General features: G+C 61.1%; 21 protein-coding genes. 10 read left to right on the top strand and 11 right to left on the bottom strand.

Annotated features, from left to right (window positions below; translation table 11 throughout):
* The 4 genes from modC to DYL61_RS09955 all read left to right on the top strand — a co-directional run bounded on the left by modC (position 1) and on the right by DYL61_RS09955 (position 4,704).
* Entirely contained in the window at positions 1-1,080 is a 1,080-nt protein-coding gene (modC, locus tag DYL61_RS09970; RefSeq protein ID WP_135308201.1) for a molybdenum ABC transporter ATP-binding protein, read from the top strand.
* A gap of 65 nt (positions 1,081-1,145) precedes the next feature.
* Positions 1,146-2,183 (top strand): DNA topoisomerase IB, encoded by a 1,038-nt coding sequence (locus tag DYL61_RS09965; protein ID WP_135308200.1) that lies wholly within the window; start codon positions 1,146-1,148, stop codon positions 2,181-2,183.
* A 124-nt stretch (positions 2,184-2,307) separates the two neighbouring features.
* Positions 2,308-3,930, top strand: coding sequence for an ABC-F family ATP-binding cassette domain-containing protein (locus DYL61_RS09960; protein WP_135308199.1), 1,623 nt, complete (start codon positions 2,308-2,310; stop codon positions 3,928-3,930).
* 69 nt (positions 3,931-3,999) lie between these two features.
* Positions 4,000-4,704: a YoaK family protein gene (locus DYL61_RS09955; protein WP_135308198.1), complete on the top strand. Its 705-nt coding sequence runs from the start codon at positions 4,000-4,002 to the stop codon at positions 4,702-4,704.
* Between the two features lie 144 nt (positions 4,705-4,848).
* Here DYL61_RS09955 and DYL61_RS09950 read toward each other — a convergent pair whose 3' ends face one another.
* Entirely contained in the window at positions 4,849-5,202 is a 354-nt protein-coding gene (locus DYL61_RS09950) for a hypothetical protein (protein ID WP_135308197.1), read from the bottom strand.
* Positions 5,203-5,587: 385 nt separating this feature from the next.
* On the opposite strand from DYL61_RS09950, the gene DYL61_RS09945 reads away from it, so the two are divergent.
* Positions 5,588-5,803, top strand: coding sequence for a hypothetical protein (locus DYL61_RS09945; RefSeq protein WP_105697316.1), 216 nt, complete (start codon positions 5,588-5,590; stop codon positions 5,801-5,803).
* Positions 5,804-5,958: 155 nt separating this feature from the next.
* On the opposite strand, the gene DYL61_RS09940 is transcribed toward DYL61_RS09945, so the two are convergent.
* The 3 genes from DYL61_RS09940 to DYL61_RS09930 form a co-directional block, all read right to left on the bottom strand.
* Positions 5,959-6,273, bottom strand: a complete 315-nt coding sequence (locus DYL61_RS09940) for an AzlD domain-containing protein (protein WP_135308196.1) — start codon at positions 6,271-6,273, stop codon at positions 5,959-5,961.
* Positions 6,270-6,965 (bottom strand): AzlC family ABC transporter permease, encoded by a 696-nt coding sequence (locus DYL61_RS09935; RefSeq protein WP_135308195.1) that lies wholly within the window; start codon positions 6,963-6,965, stop codon positions 6,270-6,272. Before DYL61_RS09935 ends, DYL61_RS09940 begins: the two co-directional genes overlap by 4 nt.
* A 71-nt stretch (positions 6,966-7,036) precedes the next feature.
* Entirely contained in the window at positions 7,037-7,252 is a 216-nt protein-coding gene (locus DYL61_RS09930) for a hypothetical protein (protein WP_135308194.1), read from the bottom strand.
* Between the two features lie 140 nt (positions 7,253-7,392).
* On the opposite strand from DYL61_RS09930, the gene DYL61_RS09925 reads away from it, so the two are divergent.
* From DYL61_RS09925 to mgtA, 3 genes are all read left to right on the top strand, one after another.
* Positions 7,393-8,676 carry an arsenic transporter gene (locus DYL61_RS09925; protein ID WP_135308193.1) on the top strand — a complete coding sequence of 428 codons (1,284 nt, stop codon included), beginning with the start codon at positions 7,393-7,395 and terminating at the stop codon, positions 8,674-8,676.
* A gap of 59 nt (positions 8,677-8,735) precedes the next feature.
* Entirely contained in the window at positions 8,736-9,347 is a 612-nt protein-coding gene (locus DYL61_RS09920; protein ID WP_135308192.1) for a LysE family transporter, read from the top strand.
* Positions 9,348-10,036: 689 nt separating this feature from the next.
* Positions 10,037-12,751 (top strand): magnesium-translocating P-type ATPase, encoded by a 2,715-nt coding sequence (gene mgtA / locus DYL61_RS09915; RefSeq protein ID WP_238704555.1) that lies wholly within the window; start codon positions 10,037-10,039, stop codon positions 12,749-12,751.
* A gap of 7 nt (positions 12,752-12,758) precedes the next feature.
* Here the strand turns inward: mgtA and DYL61_RS09910 are convergent, their stop codons facing one another.
* Complete coding sequence (locus DYL61_RS09910) at positions 12,759-13,454, bottom strand: tellurite resistance TerB family protein (protein ID WP_135308190.1); 696 nt, start codon at positions 13,452-13,454, stop codon at positions 12,759-12,761.
* Between the two features lie 124 nt (positions 13,455-13,578).
* On the opposite strand from DYL61_RS09910, the gene DYL61_RS09905 reads away from it, so the two are divergent.
* Positions 13,579-14,106: a DinB family protein gene (locus DYL61_RS09905; RefSeq protein ID WP_135308189.1), complete on the top strand. Its 528-nt coding sequence runs from the start codon at positions 13,579-13,581 to the stop codon at positions 14,104-14,106.
* Here the strand turns inward: DYL61_RS09905 and DYL61_RS09900 are convergent.
* Positions 14,096-14,551, bottom strand: a complete 456-nt coding sequence (locus tag DYL61_RS09900) for a GFA family protein (RefSeq protein ID WP_135308188.1) — start codon at positions 14,549-14,551, stop codon at positions 14,096-14,098. The two genes, DYL61_RS09905 and DYL61_RS09900, sit on opposite strands and share 11 nt — an antisense overlap.
* Positions 14,552-14,687: 136 nt before the next feature.
* Between DYL61_RS09900 and DYL61_RS09895 the strand changes: the two genes are divergently transcribed.
* A complete protein-coding gene (locus tag DYL61_RS09895; RefSeq protein WP_135308187.1) occupies positions 14,688-14,969 on the top strand; it encodes a hypothetical protein in 282 nt (93 codons plus the stop codon).
* 125 nt (positions 14,970-15,094) lie between these two features.
* Here DYL61_RS09895 and DYL61_RS09890 read toward each other — a convergent pair whose 3' ends face one another.
* The 5 genes from DYL61_RS09890 to DYL61_RS09870 are packed head-to-tail and all read right to left on the bottom strand — an operon-like array spanning position 15,095 to position 20,786.
* Positions 15,095-15,769: an HAD-IA family hydrolase gene (locus DYL61_RS09890; protein ID WP_135308186.1), complete on the bottom strand. Its 675-nt coding sequence runs from the start codon at positions 15,767-15,769 to the stop codon at positions 15,095-15,097.
* 12 nt (positions 15,770-15,781) lie between these two features.
* Positions 15,782-16,810: an ABC transporter permease gene (locus DYL61_RS09885; protein WP_105697307.1), complete on the bottom strand. Its 1,029-nt coding sequence runs from the start codon at positions 16,808-16,810 to the stop codon at positions 15,782-15,784.
* 4 nt (positions 16,811-16,814) lie between these two features.
* Positions 16,815-18,302, bottom strand: coding sequence for a sugar ABC transporter ATP-binding protein (locus DYL61_RS09880; protein ID WP_135308185.1), 1,488 nt, complete (start codon positions 18,300-18,302; stop codon positions 16,815-16,817).
* Entirely contained in the window at positions 18,295-19,269 is a 975-nt protein-coding gene (locus DYL61_RS09875; protein ID WP_135308184.1) for a sugar-binding transcriptional regulator, read from the bottom strand. The genes DYL61_RS09880 and DYL61_RS09875 overlap by 8 nt, the downstream gene beginning before the upstream one ends.
* A complete protein-coding gene (locus tag DYL61_RS09870) occupies positions 19,266-20,786 on the bottom strand; it encodes an FGGY-family carbohydrate kinase (protein ID WP_135308183.1) in 1,521 nt (506 codons plus the stop codon). The genes DYL61_RS09875 and DYL61_RS09870 overlap by 4 nt, the downstream gene beginning before the upstream one ends.
* Positions 20,787-20,824: the final 38 nt, after the last annotated feature.

Raw genomic sequence — 20,824 nt, 5'->3', positions numbered from 1 at the left:
ATGATCGATGTACGCCTGCAACTCAACTATTCAGGCTTTGACCTGGATGTGGACCTGCATTTGCCTGGCCGTGGCGTGACCGCGCTGTACGGGCATTCGGGCTCGGGCAAGACCACTTGCCTGCGTTGCATCGCCGGTCTGGAACGCGCCAGGGACGGTTTTATTCAAATCAACGATGAAGTCTGGCAAGACAGCCGCAACGGGCTGTTCGTGCCGTCGCATAAGCGTGCGCTGGGTTATGTGTTCCAGGAAGCCAGCCTGTTCCCGCACTTGTCAGTGCGCGCTAACCTGGAGTTCGGCCTCAAGCGCATCCCGGCTCAACAACGCCGGGTAGACATGGCCCAGGCTACCGAACTGCTGGGCATCGGCCACCTGCTCGACCGCCATCCCCAACACCTTTCCGGCGGAGAGCGTCAGCGCATCGGCATCGCCCGCGCCTTGCTCACCAGCCCCAAGCTGTTACTGATGGATGAGCCGCTTGCCGCCCTGGACAGCAAGCGCAAAAGCGAAATCCTGCCGTACCTGGAACGTCTGCACGACGAGCTGGATATTCCAGTGTTCTACGTCAGCCATGCCCAGGACGAAGTGGCGCGGCTGGCCGATCACATCGTACTGCTCAGCGATGGCAAGGCACTTGCCAGCGGCCCCATCGGAGAAACCCTGGCGCGGCTCGACCTGCCCATGGCGCTGGGGGACGATGCCGGCGTGGTGATCAACGGCACTGTCGTCGCCTACGACGAGCACTATCAGTTGTTGACCCTGCAACTGCCCGACAGCGCGTTGCACATGCGCGTCGCCCATGCGCCGCTGGCGGTGGGCAAGGCGTTGCGCATCAAGGTGCAGGCACGGGATGTGAGCCTCAGCCTGCAAGCCGAGGAACACAGCAGCATCCTTAACCGTTTGCCGGTGACGGTCACCCAGGAGATCTCGGCAGACAACAACGCCCACGTTCTGGTACGCCTGGATGCCAGCGGCACGCCGTTGCTGGCGCGTATCACCCGATTCTCCCGCGATCAATTGCAACTGCACCCCGGCCAGGCCTTGTGGGCACAGATCAAAGCCGTTGCCGTGCTGGCGTAGCAAACCTTTTGGCACGACCGCACACCGCTGCGGTCAATCAAGCATGCCCCAAGGAACTTGCGACCATGCCCGATGCCGACCTGCCCCGTGACCTGCATTACGTAGACGACACCCAGCCCGGCATTCGCCGCAAGACGCTACGGGGCACATTCCAGTACTTCGATGCCAAGGGCAAGCGCATCCAGGACGCTGATGAAATCCAGCGCCTCAACGCCTTGGCCGTCCCCCCCGCCTACACCGATGTGTGGATCTGCGCCGATCCCCGTGGTCATCTACAGGCCACCGGGCGCGATGCTCGCGGACGCAAGCAATATCGTTACCACGAACGCTGGCGGGAAGTGCGCGATACCGACAAGTACTCGCGCCTTCAGGAATTCGGCAATGCCTTGCCAAAGCTGCGCAAACAACTGCAAGCCCAGATTGCCGTGCCGGGGTTTACTCGGGAAAAGGTGCTCGCCACGGTGGTGATGTTGCTGGACGCCACCTTGATCCGCGTCGGCAACACCCAGTACGCACGGGATAACAAATCCTACGGGCTGACCACCCTGCGCAACCGTCATGTCGGCGTCAAGGGCAGCGAAATCAAGTTCCAATTCCGTGGCAAGAGCGGCGTCGAACACCAGGTCACCGTCAAGGACAAACGCCTGGCGACAGTGGTCAAACGCTGCCTGGAGCTGCCGGGGCAGAACCTGTTCCAGTACCTGGACGAAGACGGCGAACGCCATACCGTCAGCTCCCATGATGTAAACGCCTACCTGCACAGCCTCTCCGGCGCGGACTTCACCGCCAAGGATTATCGCACCTGGGCCGGCACCGCCCTGGCCCTGGCCGTGTTGCGCGAACTGGAATGGCAGCCGGAATCCGATGCCAAGCGGCATGTGGTGGCGATGGTCAAGGACGTCGCGCGGCAACTGGGCAATACCCCGGCAGTGTGTCGCAAGTGTTATATCCACCCTGCCGTGTTGGAGCATTTCAGCCTGGGTGAACTGTCGAAACTGCCCAAGCCTCGGGCACGCAAGGGGCTCAAGGCGGAAGAGGTGGCGCTGGCCATGTTCCTGGAACAATTGGCAGCAGACTTGCCGAAGCCCGCCAAGGCGCGTTAGGCTCTGCGTCCCTTCCGACATCCAGGATGACCGCCGACGTGCGCAACTAAGCCTTCCAAAATGTATCTGCAACGAGCCGCCTGGCGCGCTTGTTGGCCTGTTCGACATTTTTTTGGAGGTGCTGATGACTGACGTCAAACGGCTGCCCGTACTGGTTACCCTGCAACACCTGTCTTTCCAGTTCGCCAATGGCGAAACCCTGCTGGACGACCTGAGCCTGTCCATCGACCACACACCCACCGGGATCGTGGGGCGTAATGGTTGTGGCAAAAGCATTTTGGCGAAACTGATCGCCGGGCTGCTGCAACCTTCCTCCGGCTCGCTCAATCGCTCGGCCAGCGTGGCTTACGTCGCGCAGAGTGTCGCGGTGCTGCCGGGCGAAACCGTCGCCCATATCACCGGGACAGCCGCGCCCCTGGCCGCATTGGAACGCATGGCCAACGGCACCGCCCAAGTCGACGACCTGGCGTTGATCGACGAACGCTGGGACCTGGCCGAACGCCTGCGCAGCGCGTTGGACGCGGCAGGCCTGGCACACTTGGCGAGCGACACGGCGGCCGATCAACTCAGCGGCGGCCAACTCGCGCGCGTGGCGGTGATTGGAGCGCTGCTCGCCGCCCCCCAACTGTTGGTGCTGGATGAGCCCACCAACCATCTCGACAGCGCGGGCCGTGATTGGCTGATGCAGGTCTTGGCGAACTGGCGCGGCGGCCTCGTGGTGGTCAGCCATGACCGCCAACTGCTCAACACCTTGGGCCGCATCATCGAACTCTCGCCCCTGGGCGCTCAAGTCTATGGCGGTAACTACGAGGCTTATCGCACCCAGCGGGATACCGAACAGCAGGCGGCGCTGGCCGCACTGGAACACGCACGCCTGGCGCGCAGCCGCGAACGTCGACGCCTGCAAAAAGACCATGACACCCTGCAACGCAACGCCGCCCGTTCACGCAAGCACGCCGACACCGCCAACGTGGATCGCTTCACCAAGGCACGCTGGAAAGGCGCCGCCACTGAAATCGTCAGCAGCGTGCGCAGCGCACACGCAGAGCATAAGCACGCACTCGACGCCCAGGTTCGCCAGGCCTATGAACGCGTCCTCGACGAAACCCCAACCTTGCTGGCATTGCCTGCCTCCACCGTGCCCAATGGCCGGCAGGTGCTGAGCCTAGCGGATGTTCAACTGCCCTGGCTGGCGCACACCGGCCTCAATATCCAGCTCTCCGGGCCCATACGCGTTGCCGTGCAGGGACCGAATGGCTGCGGCAAGTCCACGCTGCTCAAAGTGCTGGCGGGCATCTGGCAGCCGGTCAATGGTGAGTGCCACGTGCATGTGCCCTGTGCCTATATCGATCAACACCTGGCCCTGCTGGAAGACGAGCGCTCCATCGTCGAACAACTCAACCTGCTCGACACGCCACTGGCCGAAGCCGAACTGCGCACACGCTTGGCGTTATTGCAGTTGGATGCGCTGCGGGTGACCCAACCGGCAGGCCAGCTCAGCGGCGGCGAGCGCTTGAAAGCAGCAATGGCCGTCGTCCTTTGGCGCGAGACACCCGCGCAATTGTTGTTGCTGGACGAGCCGACCAACCACTTGGATCTGGAGTCGGTGATTGCCTTTGAACGGGCCCTGCAAGGGTTTACCGGAGCGATGGTGGCAGTGTCCCATGATGAGAGCTTTATCCAGGCCATCAGGCCGACACATGTGCTGAGTTGGGAGAACGCAGCCTGGCGCCTGGAGTGTGTCTGAGGTCATTGCACGCGCTGGCAAAGCGTCCTACGGTAGTGGCCGGATAATCTCACCGAGGAGCCCGTCCCCATGCTGCCTTTACCCCGCAAGCCCAGCGCGAATGCCGTACTCGCCCATCGACAACGCTTGCGGGGTCGAGTGGGCTTGACGTTGGTGGCCAGCCTGTCGGTGTTGGCGGGGATGACCGATGCCATAGGCTTTATGGCCAGCGGCGACTTTGTGTCGTTCATGAGCGGCAATACCACGCGCCTTGCCGTGGCGATCAGTGTGGGGGATTTGGACCTGACGGGGCGCTTGCTGTTACTGGTAGCCACCTTCGTTGCAGGCAATGCGCTGGGCGTGATGGCCAGCCGGCTGGGGCGACGGCATGCCCTGCCCTTATTGCTGTGCATTGCGGCATTGCTCTGTGGTGCAGCCCTGCTGCCTGGTAGCGACGCATTGCCCGCACTGCTGGCAGCGATCATTGCGATGGGCATGCTCAATGCGGCGGTAGAAGAAGTCAACGGCTTACCGGTAGGACTGACCTACGTGACGGGCGCGCTGTCACGCTTTGGCCGTGGCCTGGGGCGCTGGATGCTGGGCGAGCGCCGCAATGGTTGGCGGGTGCAACTGGTGCCGTGGGCGGGGATGTTTGTTGGCGCTGTAATTGGCGCTCTGCTGGAGCAGCAGATGGGGCTTAAGGCGCTGTTGGTCAGCGGCGTGTTGGCAGGCTTGTTGGGAGTGGTGTCACTGAAAATCCCACGGCGCTGGCACTTGGGGTATATGCCTCGCTGAGGGAAAAGGGATGCTCGCCCGACTGTCCAGCCTCGACATCCGTGTACTGGTAAAGAGCCATCATGCCGGGCGAGCGGGTGCATCATAAGCGAATGTTCAGTACCTGTCGTGCCGGGCATTTCCTAAAAGCACTAAGGCAACGGATTACAGACAGGTCGCGAGGGCTGCCAAGCGGCGTTTGGCGGGCATGTTGTCTTCGGCTGCGTAGTACTTGACGCTGGAACCTGCGCCCGCACTTTGTACATCCACAAAGTAGTCACCACCGGTGGTGTATACGGTAAAACCGCCCGCGCCGATGGGCTCCTTGAAACCGCCGGCGTCGACGCCAAACACGCTTTCATCCTGCCAACCGAACTGGATGCACTCGGCAACCACCAGTGTGGCCTTGTCTGAAGCGAGGGTTTTGTAGGGCGTGCCCGAGCGCGCTTCTTTCATCTTCGAGCCCGCGCAACCGGCCAATGTCGCCAGTACCAATGCGCCCAGAACCACTTTGTGCATGCCATTGCTCCTTTGGAAAAAACGCGACTCTACCATTAGCGGGGGGTGGAGGGGGCAAGCCCTACTGCCAGTCAGTTAAGGGCAAACACCGTACTTGTGGCGAGGGAGCTTGCTCCCGCTGGGCAGCATAGCGGCCCCAGCTCTTTGTTTTAAAAGACTGGGACTGCTACGCAGTCCAACGGGAGCAAGCTCCCTCGCCACAGGTTACTTTTACACTGGCTACTTCTTAACTGACTGGCATTAGGGCAAGTCCCCTCCCACAGTTGATAGGGTTGCCACTATAGAGCGTGAGGCCTTCGGGGTGGCGTCTGTCACATCATGGCATTATGATGCCGCCGTTGGTCTCACTGAGGAGGCCACGGGATATTCTCTACAAGGAAGCGTCATGAAAGATTTCGTCATCAGCGTCAACAACTCTGTTCTCTACATCGCCCTGGCCTTCGTATGGCTGATCGGCCTGGTGTCGATGTTCAGCGCGAGTTTCCTGTCGGGCCTGGCGGTCCTGGTGGGCGGCACTCTGACTTGGTGCATCATTTCCGGTTTCTGGTTCGTCCAGTCGGCCACGTACGAAGAACTGCGCAAGCTCAACGCAAAAAGCTGACGTCGCATGGCAGCCCCGCTCGGGGCTGCTTGGCTGTCTGTTGGATGAATTTAGTTTCACTGTGAAGGGAGAATGCGCCGCTTATAGTGGCCTGGCTCATTTTTAGAAGTCTCCCTTGAAGCCCGCCCTCCCGCGGGCCTTTTTTTGCCTGGCGTTCAGAGCAGCCAGCGCAATAGATAAAACACCGCCATGCTGAGCAACACCGTAAGCAGCACATTGCGCGTCCAGTACATCAACGCCACGGCGCTGACACCCGCGAGCAAATACGGATTGGTCGGACTGAGGTTGAGGTGCTGGTGATCGGCCAGAAAAATGATCGGCCCGCAAATCGCCGTCAGCATTCCAGGCACTGCGAACCCCAGAAACTCCCGCGCACCACGGTTGAGGCGCACCGGCAGGCGCGGCTCGATAAACAGGTAGCGGTTGAAAAACACCACCAGGCCCATCAGCACAATCATCATGTAGATCATCGTTGCCCTACCCCCAGTCGCTTACAGGCATACCCTGCGCTCATGCCCAGCACCCCGGACACCACCACTGCCGACTCCCAATGCAGAAAACTGAGCCACACCGAAAACAGCAGGGAGACCGCTACGCAGACCACCGTCGGCACATCCCGCACCACCGGGGTGATCAGTGCAATAAAGGTGGCCGCGATGGAAAACTCCAGGCCCAATTGATCAAGCCCAGGAATGCTTTTGCCCAACACGATGCCGGCCAGCGTAAACAGGTTCCAGGCGATATAAAACGTCAGGCCCACGCCCAAGGCGTACCAGCGATTGAATGTCTGGCGGTCATAGTGGCTGACCAAAGCAAAGAACTCGTCGGTCAGCAAAAAGCCCAGGCTCATGCGCCAGCGCGTATTGAGTGAGGACAGGGTTGTGCGCATGTGCATGCCGTAGAGCAAATGCTGGGACGTGAGCAACAAGGTGGTCAGTACGATGGAGATCAGGCTGGCACCGCTCTTGACCATGCCAATGGCGACCAATTGCGCCGCACCGGCAAACACAATGGCGGACAACCCTTGGGCTTGCAGCGGCGTAAATTGCGCATCGATGGCCATGGAACCGGCCAGCAGGCCCCAAGGCGCACAGGCCAGGGACAACGGAACAACGGCAATGGCGCCGCGAGCGAAGGCGTAATGAGGTAAGGCGGTAGGCATGGAGACGGCTCATCGACAGACAGTCGACAAGCATGCCAGTGCAATAAGGGGCTTGTCTTGAACGATCTTGCTCAGGCGAGTCGTACGGACACCAGTTCTACCGAATCCCGCGCTTCGCGCAGTTCATGGGCATCCTGATTAAGGCGGTGAATGGTATTGAGCAAACGCTGGCGCAGCACTTCATCGCCGAGTTTTTCCACGGCGCGCATCAGGTCAAACGCCGCGGTTTCGTTATTTTCCGCGACGGAATCGAGGGTCTTGCGCAGGTTGCGAGTGGCACGGGTCACGCGGTTACTTCCTTTATCACCTAGGGTGGGGCACTTTAGGACAGTCGTGTTTCATTTTAATTTCAAACACTTGTGCCTGAATCAATAGACGTTGCCGCAGGTCAATCTTTAGGTTCTTTTTAGCCTTACCGGGGACATTCATGCTGATAGCCGCTGGCATTTTCCTGTTCACCATTGTGTTGGTCATCTGGCAGCCCAAGGGCCTGGGTGTGGGGTGGAGCGCGAGTCTGGGCGCGATTTTGGCGCTGGCCTGCGGCGTGATCAGCCTTGGCGACATCCCGGCGGTGTGGCACATCATCTGGAATGCCACCGCGACCTTTGTGGCGCTGATCATCATCAGCCTGCTACTGGATGAAGCCGGGTTCTTCGCGTGGGCCGCGCTGCACGTGGCGCGGTGGGGGCGCGGGCGTGGCCGCCGGTTGTTTGCGTATATGGTCTTGCTCGGCGCACTGGTATCGGCGCTGTTTGCCAATGACGGCGCGGCGCTGATCCTCACACCGATTGTGATGTCGATGCTGTTGGCGTTGCGCTTTTCACCCGCGGCGACCCTGGCCTTCGTGATGGGTGCCGGATTCATTGCCGATACCGCGAGCCTGCCGCTGGTAGTGTCGAACCTGGTCAACATCGTCTCGGCGGATTACTTCAAGATCGGTTTCAACGAATATGCCGCCGTGATGGTGCCGGTCAACCTGATCAGCGTTGCCGCCACGCTGGCGGTGCTGCTGTGGTTTTTTCGTCGAGACATTCCCAACACCTACAACCCCGCCGACCTGGATGATCCGGCCAGCGCCGTGCACGACCGCGCGACGTTCCTGGCCGGCTGGTGGGTACTGGGCATTTTGCTGGTTGGCTGTTTCGCGCTGGAACCGTTAGGCATCCCCATCAGCGCGATTTCCGCCGCATGCGCCCTGCTCCTGTTGGTGATCGCCGCCAAGGGCCACAAGATTTCCACACGCAAGGTGTTGAAAGAGGCCCCGTGGCAGATCGTGATTTTCTCCCTGGGCATGTACCTGGTGGTCTACGGCTTGCGCAATGCCGGGCTCACCGCGTACCTGGCGACCTGGCTCGACACCTTCGCCACCTACGGCATCTGGGGTGCGGCCATGGGCACCGGGGTGCTGACGGCCCTGCTCTCGTCGGTGATGAACAACCTGCCAACGGTGTTGATCGGCGCGTTGTCCATCGAGTCCAGTCATGCGGTGGGTGTGGTCAAGGACGCGATGATCTACGCCAACGTGATCGGCAGTGACCTTGGCCCGAAAATCACCCCCATCGGCAGCCTGGCCACGTTGTTGTGGTTGCATATCCTGGCGCGCAAGGGCATCACCATCACCTGGGGCTACTACTTCAAGGTGGGGATCGTGCTGACATTGCCGGTGCTGTTGATCACCCTTGCCGCCCTCGCCTTGCGCCTGAGCATTTAGACGAGACAACGGCGCTTTTCCTGCGCAGAATGCCCGCCATCTCTTGTAGGAACGCGGGCATGCTGACGATCTTCTTTTATGCGCTGGTATTTGGTTTTGTGTTTTGTCTCTCGCCGGGCGCTGTACTGGCGGAGACCCTGCGGCGCGGCCTGCTCCACGGGTTCACCCCGGCGCTGCTGGTGCAAATCGGGTCGCTGGTGGGCGATGCGGTATGGGCAGTCATCGGCCTCACAGGCATCGCGCTATTGATCCAACATGACACCGTACGCGTGCCCCTGACCATCGCCTGTGCGCTGTACCTGGCCTGGCTCGGTGTGCAAAGCCTGATCGACGCCAGGCGTTTGCCCCAGGCCGACAGTGCACCGGCCAGTTCCAACCAGAATGCGCTGGCGGTGGGCGCGGCGATTTCCCTGGCCAACCCGAAGAACATTGTTTATTGGGGCGCGCTGGGCAGTGCGTTGTCAGGCATTGTCGGGGCTACCCCGAGCCATGGGCAGACGCTGATGTTTTTTGCGGGCTTTATGCTGGCGTCGGTGTTGTCGTGCTTTCTGATCGCCGCGCTGGTGAACCTGTTGCGGCAGAATGCATCACCTGCCTGGCAGCGTGTCAGTCATGGCGTGTGCGGCGTGGTATTGATCTACTTGGCCATTTTGGCCGCCCAAGGCATATGACGTTATTGACCACCCAACTTTGTCGACCTCTTATCTGAATAAACTCTGAACGCGGGCTTATTTAATTAATCCCGCGTTGACATTTTCTAACTGCCTGAGTAGATTGCCCGTGCCTGCAACTCGGGCCTTTTTTAAACCTCACAAAAGAAGCCAATGGACACAGTATCTAGTCGCTGTCCGAGCATCGCGTTTGCGGGCATCGGGCGCCAAATCCAGAATATGACAGGACTCGCCTTCCAGGTCCGGTAAGCTGCGCTAGAGCTCGATGCTCCACCGTAACTGCCTCGCCGGTCGCCTGTCCGGTCCCGAGGTGCGTTATGACCTTCATCACCCACGTTTTACTTGATGTCCGTACGCAGGCCCTGGCCCTGCGTGCCAAGCTGTGCCGTGTCCCCACAGGGTTTTTCCCGGTGCGTTCGGCCTTTACCGTCCCCTCCCCTCAAGACCCGCAGAGACCGAAGGTTTTCAGCGCGAGCGCTTGCGCCCTCTAACCCGCTGAAAACAACAACTTCTTAATAAAGACCCTGGAGTTCTCCATGAACAAATCCAGTTGTAGTTGGCTGCGCGTTAGTTAACTAACGATCGAGCAAAACTTTATAAGCACCTTATTTAAACCGATCGCTTAGTTAGCGACGCGGCGTGCCTTTGCACGCATGTTTTGTCGAGAATGGGCGACAGGAGTACACCCCATGAGCGCCTTGAAAAATACGCCACAACACAAAAAAATCGCCCGCGACGATGGCACTAAACTGTCGATGCGTGCCGCCCGTGAAGCCCAAAACGGCTTGTCTGCCACCTTGGCTAATGTGCGCGCCACCCAGGACGGCCTGACCGAACTGGACGCCAACGCCCGCCTGCAACGCGAAGGCTACAACGAAGTCGCCCATGACAAGCCGCCACACGCCGTCATCCAGTTCCTGCAAGCGCTGAACAACCCGTTTATCTATGTGTTGCTCACGTTGGGCGGCATCAGCTTTGTCACCGATTGCTGGCTGCCGATGCAGGCCGGTGAAGAGGTCGACCCGACCAAGGTCATCATTATCATGACCATGGTGCTGCTCAGCAGCCTGTTGCGCTTTTGGCAGGAACACCGTTCGGCCAAGTCCGCCGAAGCGCTCAAAGCCATGGTGCGCACCACTGCTACCGTGTTGCGCCGCGAGCACGTGGGCGCCCAGCCAGTGCTGCGGGAAGTGCCGATGCGCGACCTGGTGGCCGGGGATATCGTGCAGTTGTCGGCGGGTGACATGATCCCCGCCGATATACGCCTGATCGAATCTCGCGACTTGTTTATCAGCCAGGCCGTGCTGACCGGCGAAGCCTTGCCGGTGGAGAAGTACGACACCCTCGGCGACGTCACGCAGAAATCCGCCGCGCCATTAGGCGTCGATCAAGGCAACCTGCTGGATTTGCCCAACATCTGCTTCATGGGCACCAATGTCGTCAGCGGCCGTGCCAAAGCCGTGGTGGTCGCCACGGGGCCACGCACTTACTTTGGTTCGCTGGCCAAAGCGATTGTTGGGTCGCGGGTGCAAACCGCGTTTGACCGCGGCGTGAACAGCGTCAGTTGGCTGTTGATCCGTTTCATGCTGGTGATGGTGCCCATCGTGTTCTTCCTCAACGGCTTCTCCAAGGGGGACTGGGGCGATGCCTTCCTGTTTGCCCTCGCCGTCGCCGTGGGGCTCACCCCGGAAATGCTGCCGATGATCGTCAGCGCCAACCTGGCCAAGGGCGCCACGGCCATGGCCAAGCGCAAAGTGGTGGTCAAGCGGCTTAACGCGATCCAGAACTTCGGTTCGATGGATGTGCTATGCACCGACAAGACCGGCACCCTGACCCAAGACAAGATCATTCTCGAACATCACGTAAACGCCTTCGGCCAACGCGATGACTCAGTGCTGCGCCTGGCCTGGCTCAACAGCTATCACCAAAGCGGCATGAAGAACCTGATGGACCAGGCGGTGGTGCAGTTCTCGACACATAACCCAAGGTTCCAGGTGCCCTTTGCCTACAGCAAGGTCGATGAATTGCCGTTCGACTTTGTGCGTCGTCGCCTGTCGATTGTGGTCAAGGATGCCGCAGGCGACCAATTGCTGGTGTGCAAGGGCGCCGTGGAAGAGATGCTGAGCATTTCCACCCACGTCATGGACCATGGCGACGCCGTCCCCTTGGATGACCGTCGCCGCAACGAATTGCTCGCGCTGGCCAACGATTACAACGAAGACGGTTTCCGCGTGTTGGTCGTGGGCACCCGCCACATTCCCAAAGCGTTGGCGCGCCAGCAGTACACCACCGCCGATGAGCGCAACCTGGTGATCCAGGGCTTCCTGACGTTCCTTGATCCGCCGAAGGAAACCGCCGGCCCGGCGATTGCTGCGCTGCAACAGATTGGCGTAGCGGTGAAGGTGCTGACCGGCGACAACGCGGTGGTCACCAGTAAAATCTGCCGCCAGGTTGGGCTCGACCCAGGCCAGCCGCTGCTGGGTGTGGACATCGAAGCGATGGACGACGCCACCCTGCTGCGCCGCGTCGAGGAACGCACGGTGTTTGCCAAGCTCACGCCGCTGCAAAAGTCCCGTGTGCTCAAGGCCCTGCAAGCCAACGGTCATACCGTTGGGTTCCTCGGTGACGGCATCAACGACGCGCCGGCGCTGCGCGATGCCGACGTCGGCATCTCGGTGGACAGCGGTACGGATATCGCCAAGGAATCAGCGGACATCATCCTGTTGGAAAAGAGCCTGATGGTGCTGGAAGAAGGTGTGCTCAAAGGCCGTGAAACCTTCGGCAATATCATGAAATACCTGAACATGACCGCCAGTTCAAACTTCGGCAACGTGTTCTCGGTGTTGGTGGCCAGTGCGTTCATTCCCTTCATGCCGATGTTGGCGATTCACCTGCTGCTGCAAAACCTGATGTACGACATCTCCCAGCTGGCCTTGCCGTGGGACAAGATGGACAAGGAGTACCTGGCCAAGCCACGCAAGTGGGATGCGAAGAACATCGGTCGCTTCATGATCTGGATCGGGCCGACCTCGTCGATCTTCGACATCACCACCTTTGCGCTGATGTGGTACGTGTTCTCCGCCAACAGCGTGGAAATGCAGACCCTGTTCCAGTCCGGCTGGTTTATCGAAGGGCTACTCTCGCAGACTCTGGTGGTGCACATGTTGCGCACCCGCAAGATTCCGTTCTTCCAGAGCACGGCGGCATGGCCGGTGCTGCTGATGACAGCGGTGGTGATCGCACTGGGCATCTACGTGCCGTTCTCTCCACTGGGCACTCTGGTGGGCCTGGAGCCGCTGCCGCTGGCGTACTTCCCATGGCTGGTCGGCACCTTGCTCGCGTACTGCTGCGTGGCCCAACTGATGAAGACGCTCTACATCCGCCGCTTCAAGCAGTGGTACTGAGCAGGCGCTATACCGCCGGGTGAACCTGTTGCTCCAGGTGCAGTTGCAATTGCGGGTCGATTTGCAGCTGCGCCGCCAATTCATCCAGGTAATTGCGTTCAGCCTCCTGCTGGTCATCCACCAGCATCACGCTCGCCAGATACACCTCGGCGGCGATGGCCGGGTCGTGGGCGAACTCAGCGAAATCCGCAGCATTCAGCGGCTTGGCGACTTCGGCGTCGAGCCACTGTTGCAACTGCGGGTCGTCGGTGTGCTTTGCCAACTCGTCCGAGATCATCTGCTGTTCTTTTTCATCGATGTGCCCATCCGCCTTGGCCGCTGCGATCAGTGCGCGCAATACCGCGTGGCTGTGGGCTTCTGCTTGCGTACCGTCGAGCTGGTCGGCGGTCTGGAAGGCTGCCTGCGGCTGGGTTGCCTGCTGACGCTGCCACGCTTGGTACGCCTGGAAAGCCATCATGCCCAGAGACGCCAAAGCTGCGTAGTTCATTCCGCCTGATCGCCCCTGTGCCGGACGCGCCGCCGCGCCACCGCCCAGCATCCCACCGAGGCCGCCCAATAGATCACCCAGACCAGCACCGGCAGAGGCATTGCCGGTGCTGGTGCCTTTCAATAAGCCGCCGAGAACCCCGCCCAGGCCACCCGAGGAGGCACTGCCTGATTGGCCGGCGCGCAAGAGTTGTTCGAGCAGATCACTGGTGTTCATGGCTTCACCCTCCGAGGGCGCAACGTTGGCGTCTAACAACCATAGCCCGCGCCTGCCGGAACACCATGACCGCCGGGCGGGCACGGCCTATCATGGTGTCACTGCGCCTTAGAGGAAAAACCCTGTGAACCGGACCGAGCACATCGCGCTGATGGCGAGCTACAACCAGTGGATGAACCGCAAGCTCTACGACGCGGCCGCCAAGCTGACTGACGCCGAATTGGCCTTGGATCGGCAGGCTTTCTTCGGCTCGATCCTCGGTACGCTGAACCATCTGGTATTGGGTGATACGGTCTGGCTCAAGCGCTTTGCCCTGCACCCTGCGGGCTATCCGACGCTGGCTCCGCTGGATGCCATCGCCGCACCGGCAGACTTAAAACAACTGGCCTTTGCCCATATCCGTGAACTCACAGCCCGCCGCGCCTGGCTGGATCAACTGATGATCGATTGGGTGGCGACCGTGCAGGTGGCCGATCTGGATCACCGCCTGCACTACCACAACATGCGCGGCACGGCAGCGGACAAGGATTTTTACAGCCTGCTGGTGCATTTCTTCAATCACCAGACCCACCACCGGGGCCAGGCGACAACCCTGCTGACCCAGGCGGGGGTGGATGTGGGCGATACCGACCTGCTGGCGCTTATTGACTGAATTCGGCGTAGGCCTGCATCAACCGTGGGAAGTCCTGCGGTGCAGGCAATTGCGCAAAGCTTTCGACGGCCGAGGTAGACGCCCAGGCCAGCTTTTCGCTGGTCCAGGTTTCCATGAACGGCGCGTAGTCCTGGGCGTTATCCAGCAATGTTGCGCGCACGTTGACGAATTCATCGATGCCATGGGGGCGGGTAAACAGCCAGCTCATGCACTGCGGGCAAAAGTAGTGACGGTCTACACCGTGCAAGCCGCCGATCACCGGGCAACCCTGCGTCACGGTGAAACCGCTGGCGGGAACCAGCGCGCTGAGGGAAAACGCGCTGGATGACATCTTCTGGCAACCGGTGCAGTGGCAAGCCATGGTGATCACCGGGGCCAGGCTGACGCTGAAACGTACGCGGTTGCAGCGGCAACCGCCCTCTTGCGGCAGGGTTTCGACGCTCATCATTGCTTCCTTTTTTATGATTGGGTGCGTGGCAGGGTAACAAACTAAAGCGAACGCGGCTGTGCAGGTGGGGTCACAACCCTGAGGCGCCGGGAAAAACCATCCCGTCCTCCCCCCAAAAGAAGGAGACGCTTTCATGGTCATTCACTTCAAGGTCGCCGGCCACTTGGCCTGCGGCCATCACGGCACCAACCTCCCTTCCAGTACCGAGCTGAACCGGGTCAAGTGCCGTACCTGCCGTAATACCGATGTGTATAAAGAAGCGCGCCGTGTGCAGCGTAATGCGGCGCGACGGGCTAACCGTAAGGCCAAGGTTCATACCGCCGTTGACTGGCGCAGCGCGTGGATTCAACGCCTGACTGACTTGCCAGGGTTGCAGCGTTTGCCTCGCGGGTTTAGCGGACAGGCGTTTGTCTGAAGGCCTTATTGGTACCTAATGTGGGAGGGGGCTTGCCCCCGATGAGGGTGTGTCAGCTACAGATGTACTTGCTGATACACCGCTATCGGGGGCAAGCCCCCTCCCACATTGGATTTGATGTGTTTTTAATAGTGGGGCAAACCCCATGCCTGCGGTTTAAAGGCTTCGAGGCTGAGCAGGCGTCGGTCCGCATGCTTGAATTTCTCATCCGGCATCGCCGGATCAGGAATCGCCACTGCAAACATCCCCGCCGCCTTCGCCGCGGTGATACCGAACGGTGAATCCTCGAACACCAGGCAGTCCTTTGGCGCCACCCCCAACCGCTGCGCCGCCACCAGGAAAATATCCGGTGCTGGCTTGGCCGCGCCGACCTGTGGGTCGTCCGCCGTGACAATCGCATCGAACAACCCAAACCACTCCCGGTGCCGGCTTATCTTCAAGTCAAAGTAGTGCCGCGAAGAACTGGTCCCCACCGCAATCGGCACCCCATTGGCGGACAAATGCCGTACCAACGCTTCGGCACCGGCCATCGCATTCGCGTGGGGAAAACGCTCGTTCATCAGCGGCGTTCGCAATTCCAGAAACGCCTCGGGGCTGATCGGCAATGCCAGCGCCCCTACGATGTAGCTGGCCAGGTCGTATGCGCCCAGGCCAATGGTGTTCTGTTTGAACTGCCAGTCAAACGCTCGTCCACCATAGCGGTCGGAAATGATCTGGGTGACCTCGGTATAGACGCCCTCGGTGTCGAGCAGCAAACCGTCCATATCGAAGATCACGGCCTTGATGTGGGGTGCATTCATCCGTGGTTATCCTCAAGTACGTCCGGCGTAATGGTCGATCAAGCGGTTAAGCAGGATGGCCAACACGATGATCACGCCGGTAATCGCCATTTGATAAAACGAACCCAGCCCCAGCAAATTGAAGATATTGCGCAGCACTTGCAGCAACATGACCGCTACCGCCGTGCCTACGACGCTGCCACGCCCGCCGAACAGGCTGGTGCCGCCGAGTACTACGGCAGCAATAGCGTCCAGTTCCAGACCTTGGGCGGCGGTCGGTTGGCCGACGTGCAAACGCGAAGTCATCAGTAGCCCGGCAAACGCCGCCAGCCCGCCGCAGATCGCAAACACCCCAATGGTCACCGCCCGCACCGGCACACCGGACAAGCGTGCCGCCTCCAGGTTGCCGCCGGTGGCAAGTACGTATTCGCCAAACACGGTGTAGCGCAGCACCAGCCAGGCAATCACGGTGATCAGGATGAAGATCAACCCCAGCACCGGGAACGCAATGCCGGCGCTTGGCAGGATATCGATCATCGACGAACCAAATCCCGTGAAACTCGCCGGCAAGCCACCAATCGGCGCGCCGTCGGAGGCAAGAAATGTCGCCCCGCGCAATGACACCAACCCAGCCAGGGTGATGATAAAGCTCGGCACCTTGCCGAAGACGGTAAGGCTGCCCATCAACGTGCCAATCGCCAAGCCCACCAACAACGTGGCCGGCACCGCCAACCAGCCGCTGACCTGGTTCTGCAACAGCACCGCCACCAGGATGCCGCCGAACGCACACAAGCTGCCGACCGACAGGTCGATATTCGCGGTGAGAATCACAAAGGTCATGCCGATGGCGACAATCCCGACAATTGCGCCTTGCTGGAACAGGTTGGCGATGTTGCCGAAGGTGAGGAAGTCATCCGACAAAAACGTCGCCACCACTACGGCGAACAGGAAGATAAACACGAAGTTGTAGCGCATCACCCATTCCAACACGGCACTGCGGCGGCTGGCGGCGAGGGCTACGGGTTTGTCGAACACGGGTGTGGGATTACTGGCGATAGTCATGGTTCTACACTCTTTTACCAATAAGGATGGCCTGGTCGATCTGGTCACGACTGGCAGTCAACGGGTCGAAACACACCGCATTGCGCCCCTCGTGCATGACCCAGATCCGGTCACAATTGACGTACAACTCATCCAGCTCACTGCTGGCCACCAGCACGCCCGCGCCTTCTTGCGCCAGGCTGCGGGCCAGGGCATACAGGTCGGCCTTGGCGCCCACATCGAGGCCACGGCTGGGTTCGTCCAGCAGCAACAGGCGCGCGCCGTCGATCACCCACTTGGCCATCACCACTTTCTGCTGGTTGCCACCGGAGAGCTGACGCACCGGCTGTTCCAGGTTGTCGAGCTTGGTTTGCAGGCGTTGCAGCACCGGGCCGGCGCGGTCCTTGGCCTGGCGATGGGAGAACCAGCGCAGATGCCGCGCATGCACCAGGCACGCATTGCGGTAGATCGGTGCGTCCAGCAGCAGGCCTTCGGTCTTGCGGTTTTCCGGGACCAGGCCGACGCCTTGGCGGATGGCCTGGCGTGAGGTCAATGGGCGATAGGGTTCGCCGAACAACTCGACATCGCTGTCATTGCGCCCTACCCCGAACAACGCCTTGAGCAAGGTGCTGCGTCCCGCGCCGTTGAGCCCGGCAAGCCCGACGATTTCGCCCTGGCGCACCTGCAATTCGCTGACGTCCAGGCCTTGGGCACCTTGCAGGCGACGGATATTCAGCGCCAGTGCTTCCCGTGGCGGTTGACGCGGGCTGCGCTCCAGCAAATCGCGATGCTCGCCGACCACCGCCGCGATCAGCGCCTGATCATCGATTTGCGCCAGTTCATGGGGTTGCAACGTGCACCCCGCGCGCAGTACGGTCACACGGTCGCCGATCTCGCGGATTTCATTGAGGCGGTGGCTCACGTACAGCACCGCCACCCCGTCGGCAGTGATCTCGCGGATCACCTGAAACACCTGCTTGAGCTCGGTTTCGTTCAACGCGGCGGACGGCTCATCCATCACCACCACCTTGGCCTCACAGGTCAACGCCCGGGCAATCGCCGCCAGTTGCTGGTTGGCAATTGACAGGCTGCCTACCCGGTCAGTACTGGAGAAGTTTGCCCCCACGCGTAACAGTGCGGCCTTGGCCAGTGCACTGCGCTTGCGCCGGTCGATCATGCCAAACCGCCGTGGTGCATAGCCGAGCATCAGGTTTTCTTCGACGGTCATTTGCGGGATCAGGTCCAGTTCCTGGTAGATCATCGCGATCCCTGCCTGGCGTGCCTGTTGCGGGTTCTTCAATTCAACCGCGGCACCCGCGATGGACATTTCACCGCCGTCCGGGCGATGGGCTCCGGCGACGATCTTCAACAAGGTGCTTTTGCCCGCGCCATTGGCGCCCAGCAGGCAATGCACTTCGCCGGGGCGCACGTCGAGGGAGGCATCGGTCAGCGCCACCACATTCGGCGGAAAGCGCTTGCTGACGTGACGAATTTCCAGGGCCAACTCATTCATGATCCTGCTCCAGCAAATAGCGGGCGGTGGCGGCTTCGGTGGCCAGTACGCTGACGTAGCCGGCCTTGACGCTGGCGTGCACGATGCGGTGCTTGTGGGCGCCAGCGCACACGGCAATCGACCAGGGTTTTTCACGCAGGGCCGACAGACGCAACCCCAGCGTGCGCGCATCCAGTTCCGGCAGCACCGGCTCGCCGTCCATGCCGATAAAGCGGCCCATGATGTCGCCGACGGCGCCGAGGCGTTCCAGTTCGGCGAGCATTGGCCGGTCGATGTAGCCGGACTCCATCAATACCGAGTGGTCCGACAGCTCACCCAGACTGAACACCGCCACCGGTGCCTGCTCCCCCAACGCCATGACCTGGGCGATGACCGGATCTTGCTCCAGCGCTTGACGGGTATGCACATGGCCGAGAATCGCCGGCACCGGCAACAACGTCGCCTGGCCGCGTGCGGCCTGGGCAAAACGTTCGGCAACGTTGTGGTTGGGCTCACCTGCCGAGCGCGTATTGATCGCCCCATTGAGCAGCACCACGTTCACCCCTTCGTTCCAGCGTGGCACCAACCATTGGGCCATTTTGGTCAGGGTGCGGCCCCAGGACACGCCAATCAGCGCAGGCTGCGGTTGCAAGTTGCACAGGTAGCGTGCAGCGGCTTGGGTAACCACGTTCAGGGCGTCGTCATCGTCCACCTCCAGCACCAGCGCTTCACGCAGGCCGAAGCGACGCTGCAAGGCCACTTCCAGCGCAGGCACCCGGGCGGAATGGGCGACGATATCAATGCGCACCACGCCGCAATCCCGCGCTTCGCGCAGCAGGCGGCTGACTTGCCAGCGGGTCAGGCCGGTCTCCTTGGAGATTTCGCTCTGGGTCTTTTCCAGGTCGAAATACAGCTTGGCCACCTGCACCATCAAATCGTCGCGCTGGGAGTCCCCGGTGAGTTTGGGTGACAGCGATTCGGCGCTCATGCTGCCGGCCTTACGCCGAGCACACGGTTCGCCGGCGGCTTGCAAATGATCGGTGCCACGCTGTCGGTGGCGGCGCGGTAACGGTCGAGCAGTTCGATGTATTGTTCGTGGGCGTACGGGTCAGGCTCGATCAGGCGGCCCGTGGTGGTGAAGTCAGTCGCGGCTTGCTGCAAGTCGCTGAATTCGCCGAGGGCACAGGCGGCAGCGGCAGCGGTGCCGATCAGGGTGAGGTTGTCGTGGGGCACCATCTCAAACGGCACACCGGTTGCGTCGACGGTGGCCTGCAACCACAGCGGGTTTTTCTGGAAGCCGCCGGCAGCGACCACGCGGGTGATCTCGATGCCCTGGCTGCGCCAGGTGTGAAAGATATTTGCCGAGCCCAGGGCGATGGCTTCTACCGAGGCGCGGTACAGGTCATGCCGGTCATGGTTGAGAGACAAACCCATGATCGCCCCGCGCATGTCCGGCGAGCGATACGGTGTGCGGTTGCCCATCCAGTAATCCAGCACCAACAGGCCGGTGGAGCCCGGTTGCAGCGCGGCGGCCTGGCGGATCAGTTGCTGGTGTCCGGCATCGTCCAGGCCGAACATCTTTTGTGCCAGCCAGTTAAGGATCGACCCGGCGGAAACCTGGCCGCCTTCCATCAGCCATTGGCCGTCGAGCAACGCGTCGGGGTAAGGCCCCCAGATGCCAGGCACGTCGATGCGTTTTGGGGTGTGCATCAGCTGCACCACCGAGGTGCCGCCGATAAACAGCAATTCGCCAGCGCCGGTGGTGCCCGCACTGAGCATGGCCATGTGCGCGTCGATGCCGCCTTGGGCGACCAACGTGTCACGGCTCAGGCCCAGGTGACTGGCGGCGTCTGCGGTCAATGGGCCGATACTCCCGCCGACCTTGATTACCTCTGGCGGCAGTTTTTCCGCCAACTCAGGGATACCCAACTCGGCATACAACTCCACGGGGAAGCGTTGACGTTGGGTGTCGTAGTTCCATTTGCAGCTGGCATTGAGCTGGGAAGCCACCCAGCGTCCGGTGAGCTGGAAGTTGAGCCAATCCACCGCCTCGCAAATACGCGCGGCACGCCGATACACCTCGGGCTCATGCTCGGCCAGCCACATCGCCTTGGGCACCAGCCACTCCACCGCGTCGCCGCCCTGGTTCATCATCGGGTGGCTGACCTGTGCGGTGCGCGCCGACTCGATGGCGGCACGGCAATCCATCCATAACAAGGCCGGGGCCAAGGGTTGCCCATCGGCCTGGGCCGCCACCACGGTCGAGGCGGTGGTGGCGACGCACACGGCGGCCACCTGCGGGTGCCCAGCCTGGCTCATCAACTGCCGGCATGCCTTGCCCAATGCCGACCACCAATCGGCCGGCGCCTGCTCGGCCCAACCCAACTGCGGGTAGTGCGTGGCGTAGGGCGCTTCGGCGACCTGCACCAGTTTGTGGCTGTGCAGGTCGTATAAACCGGCCCGCACGCCACCTGTTCCGAAATCCAGTCCCAACAACAAGGTCATCGGTAGTCCTCCTGCGTCTTGGGTTGCCGACGCTTTTT

Source organism: Pseudomonas nabeulensis, from assembly GCF_004682045.1.
Lineage (GTDB): Bacteria > Pseudomonadota > Gammaproteobacteria > Pseudomonadales > Pseudomonadaceae > Aquipseudomonas > Aquipseudomonas nabeulensis.
The sequence above is the reverse complement of the archived record's forward strand: the minus strand, read 5'-3'. Positions and strand labels throughout refer to the sequence as shown.

Bases quoted from the DNA above. Each gene is read 5' to 3' on its own strand.
- modC (WP_135308201.1), top strand. From the start codon at position 1: ATGATCGATGTACGCCTGCAACTCAACTATTCAGGCTTTGACCTGGAT.
- DYL61_RS09965 (WP_135308200.1), top strand. From the start codon at position 1,146: ATGCCCGATGCCGACCTGCCCCGTGACCTGCATTACGTAGACGACACC.
- DYL61_RS09960 (WP_135308199.1), top strand. From the start codon at position 2,308: ATGACTGACGTCAAACGGCTGCCCGTACTGGTTACCCTGCAACACCTG.
- DYL61_RS09955 (WP_135308198.1), top strand. From the start codon at position 4,000: ATGCTGCCTTTACCCCGCAAGCCCAGCGCGAATGCCGTACTCGCCCAT.
- DYL61_RS09950 (WP_135308197.1), bottom strand. From the start codon at position 5,202: ATGCACAAAGTGGTTCTGGGCGCATTGGTACTGGCGACATTGGCCGGT.
- DYL61_RS09945 (WP_105697316.1), top strand. From the start codon at position 5,588: ATGAAAGATTTCGTCATCAGCGTCAACAACTCTGTTCTCTACATCGCC.
- DYL61_RS09940 (WP_135308196.1), bottom strand. From the start codon at position 6,273: ATGATCTACATGATGATTGTGCTGATGGGCCTGGTGGTGTTTTTCAAC.
- DYL61_RS09935 (WP_135308195.1), bottom strand. From the start codon at position 6,965: ATGCCTACCGCCTTACCTCATTACGCCTTCGCTCGCGGCGCCATTGCC.
- DYL61_RS09925 (WP_135308193.1), top strand. From the start codon at position 7,393: ATGCTGATAGCCGCTGGCATTTTCCTGTTCACCATTGTGTTGGTCATC.
- DYL61_RS09920 (WP_135308192.1), top strand. From the start codon at position 8,736: ATGCTGACGATCTTCTTTTATGCGCTGGTATTTGGTTTTGTGTTTTGT.
- mgtA (WP_238704555.1), top strand. From the start codon at position 10,037: ATGAGCGCCTTGAAAAATACGCCACAACACAAAAAAATCGCCCGCGAC.
- DYL61_RS09910 (WP_135308190.1), bottom strand. From the start codon at position 13,454: ATGAACACCAGTGATCTGCTCGAACAACTCTTGCGCGCCGGCCAATCA.
- DYL61_RS09900 (WP_135308188.1), bottom strand. From the start codon at position 14,551: ATGAGCGTCGAAACCCTGCCGCAAGAGGGCGGTTGCCGCTGCAACCGC.
- DYL61_RS09895 (WP_135308187.1), top strand. From the start codon at position 14,688: ATGGTCATTCACTTCAAGGTCGCCGGCCACTTGGCCTGCGGCCATCAC.
- DYL61_RS09890 (WP_135308186.1), bottom strand. From the start codon at position 15,769: ATGAATGCACCCCACATCAAGGCCGTGATCTTCGATATGGACGGTTTG.
- DYL61_RS09885 (WP_105697307.1), bottom strand. From the start codon at position 16,810: ATGACTATCGCCAGTAATCCCACACCCGTGTTCGACAAACCCGTAGCC.
- DYL61_RS09880 (WP_135308185.1), bottom strand. From the start codon at position 18,302: ATGAATGAGTTGGCCCTGGAAATTCGTCACGTCAGCAAGCGCTTTCCG.
- DYL61_RS09875 (WP_135308184.1), bottom strand. From the start codon at position 19,269: ATGAGCGCCGAATCGCTGTCACCCAAACTCACCGGGGACTCCCAGCGC.
- DYL61_RS09870 (WP_135308183.1), bottom strand. From the start codon at position 20,786: ATGACCTTGTTGTTGGGACTGGATTTCGGAACAGGTGGCGTGCGGGCC.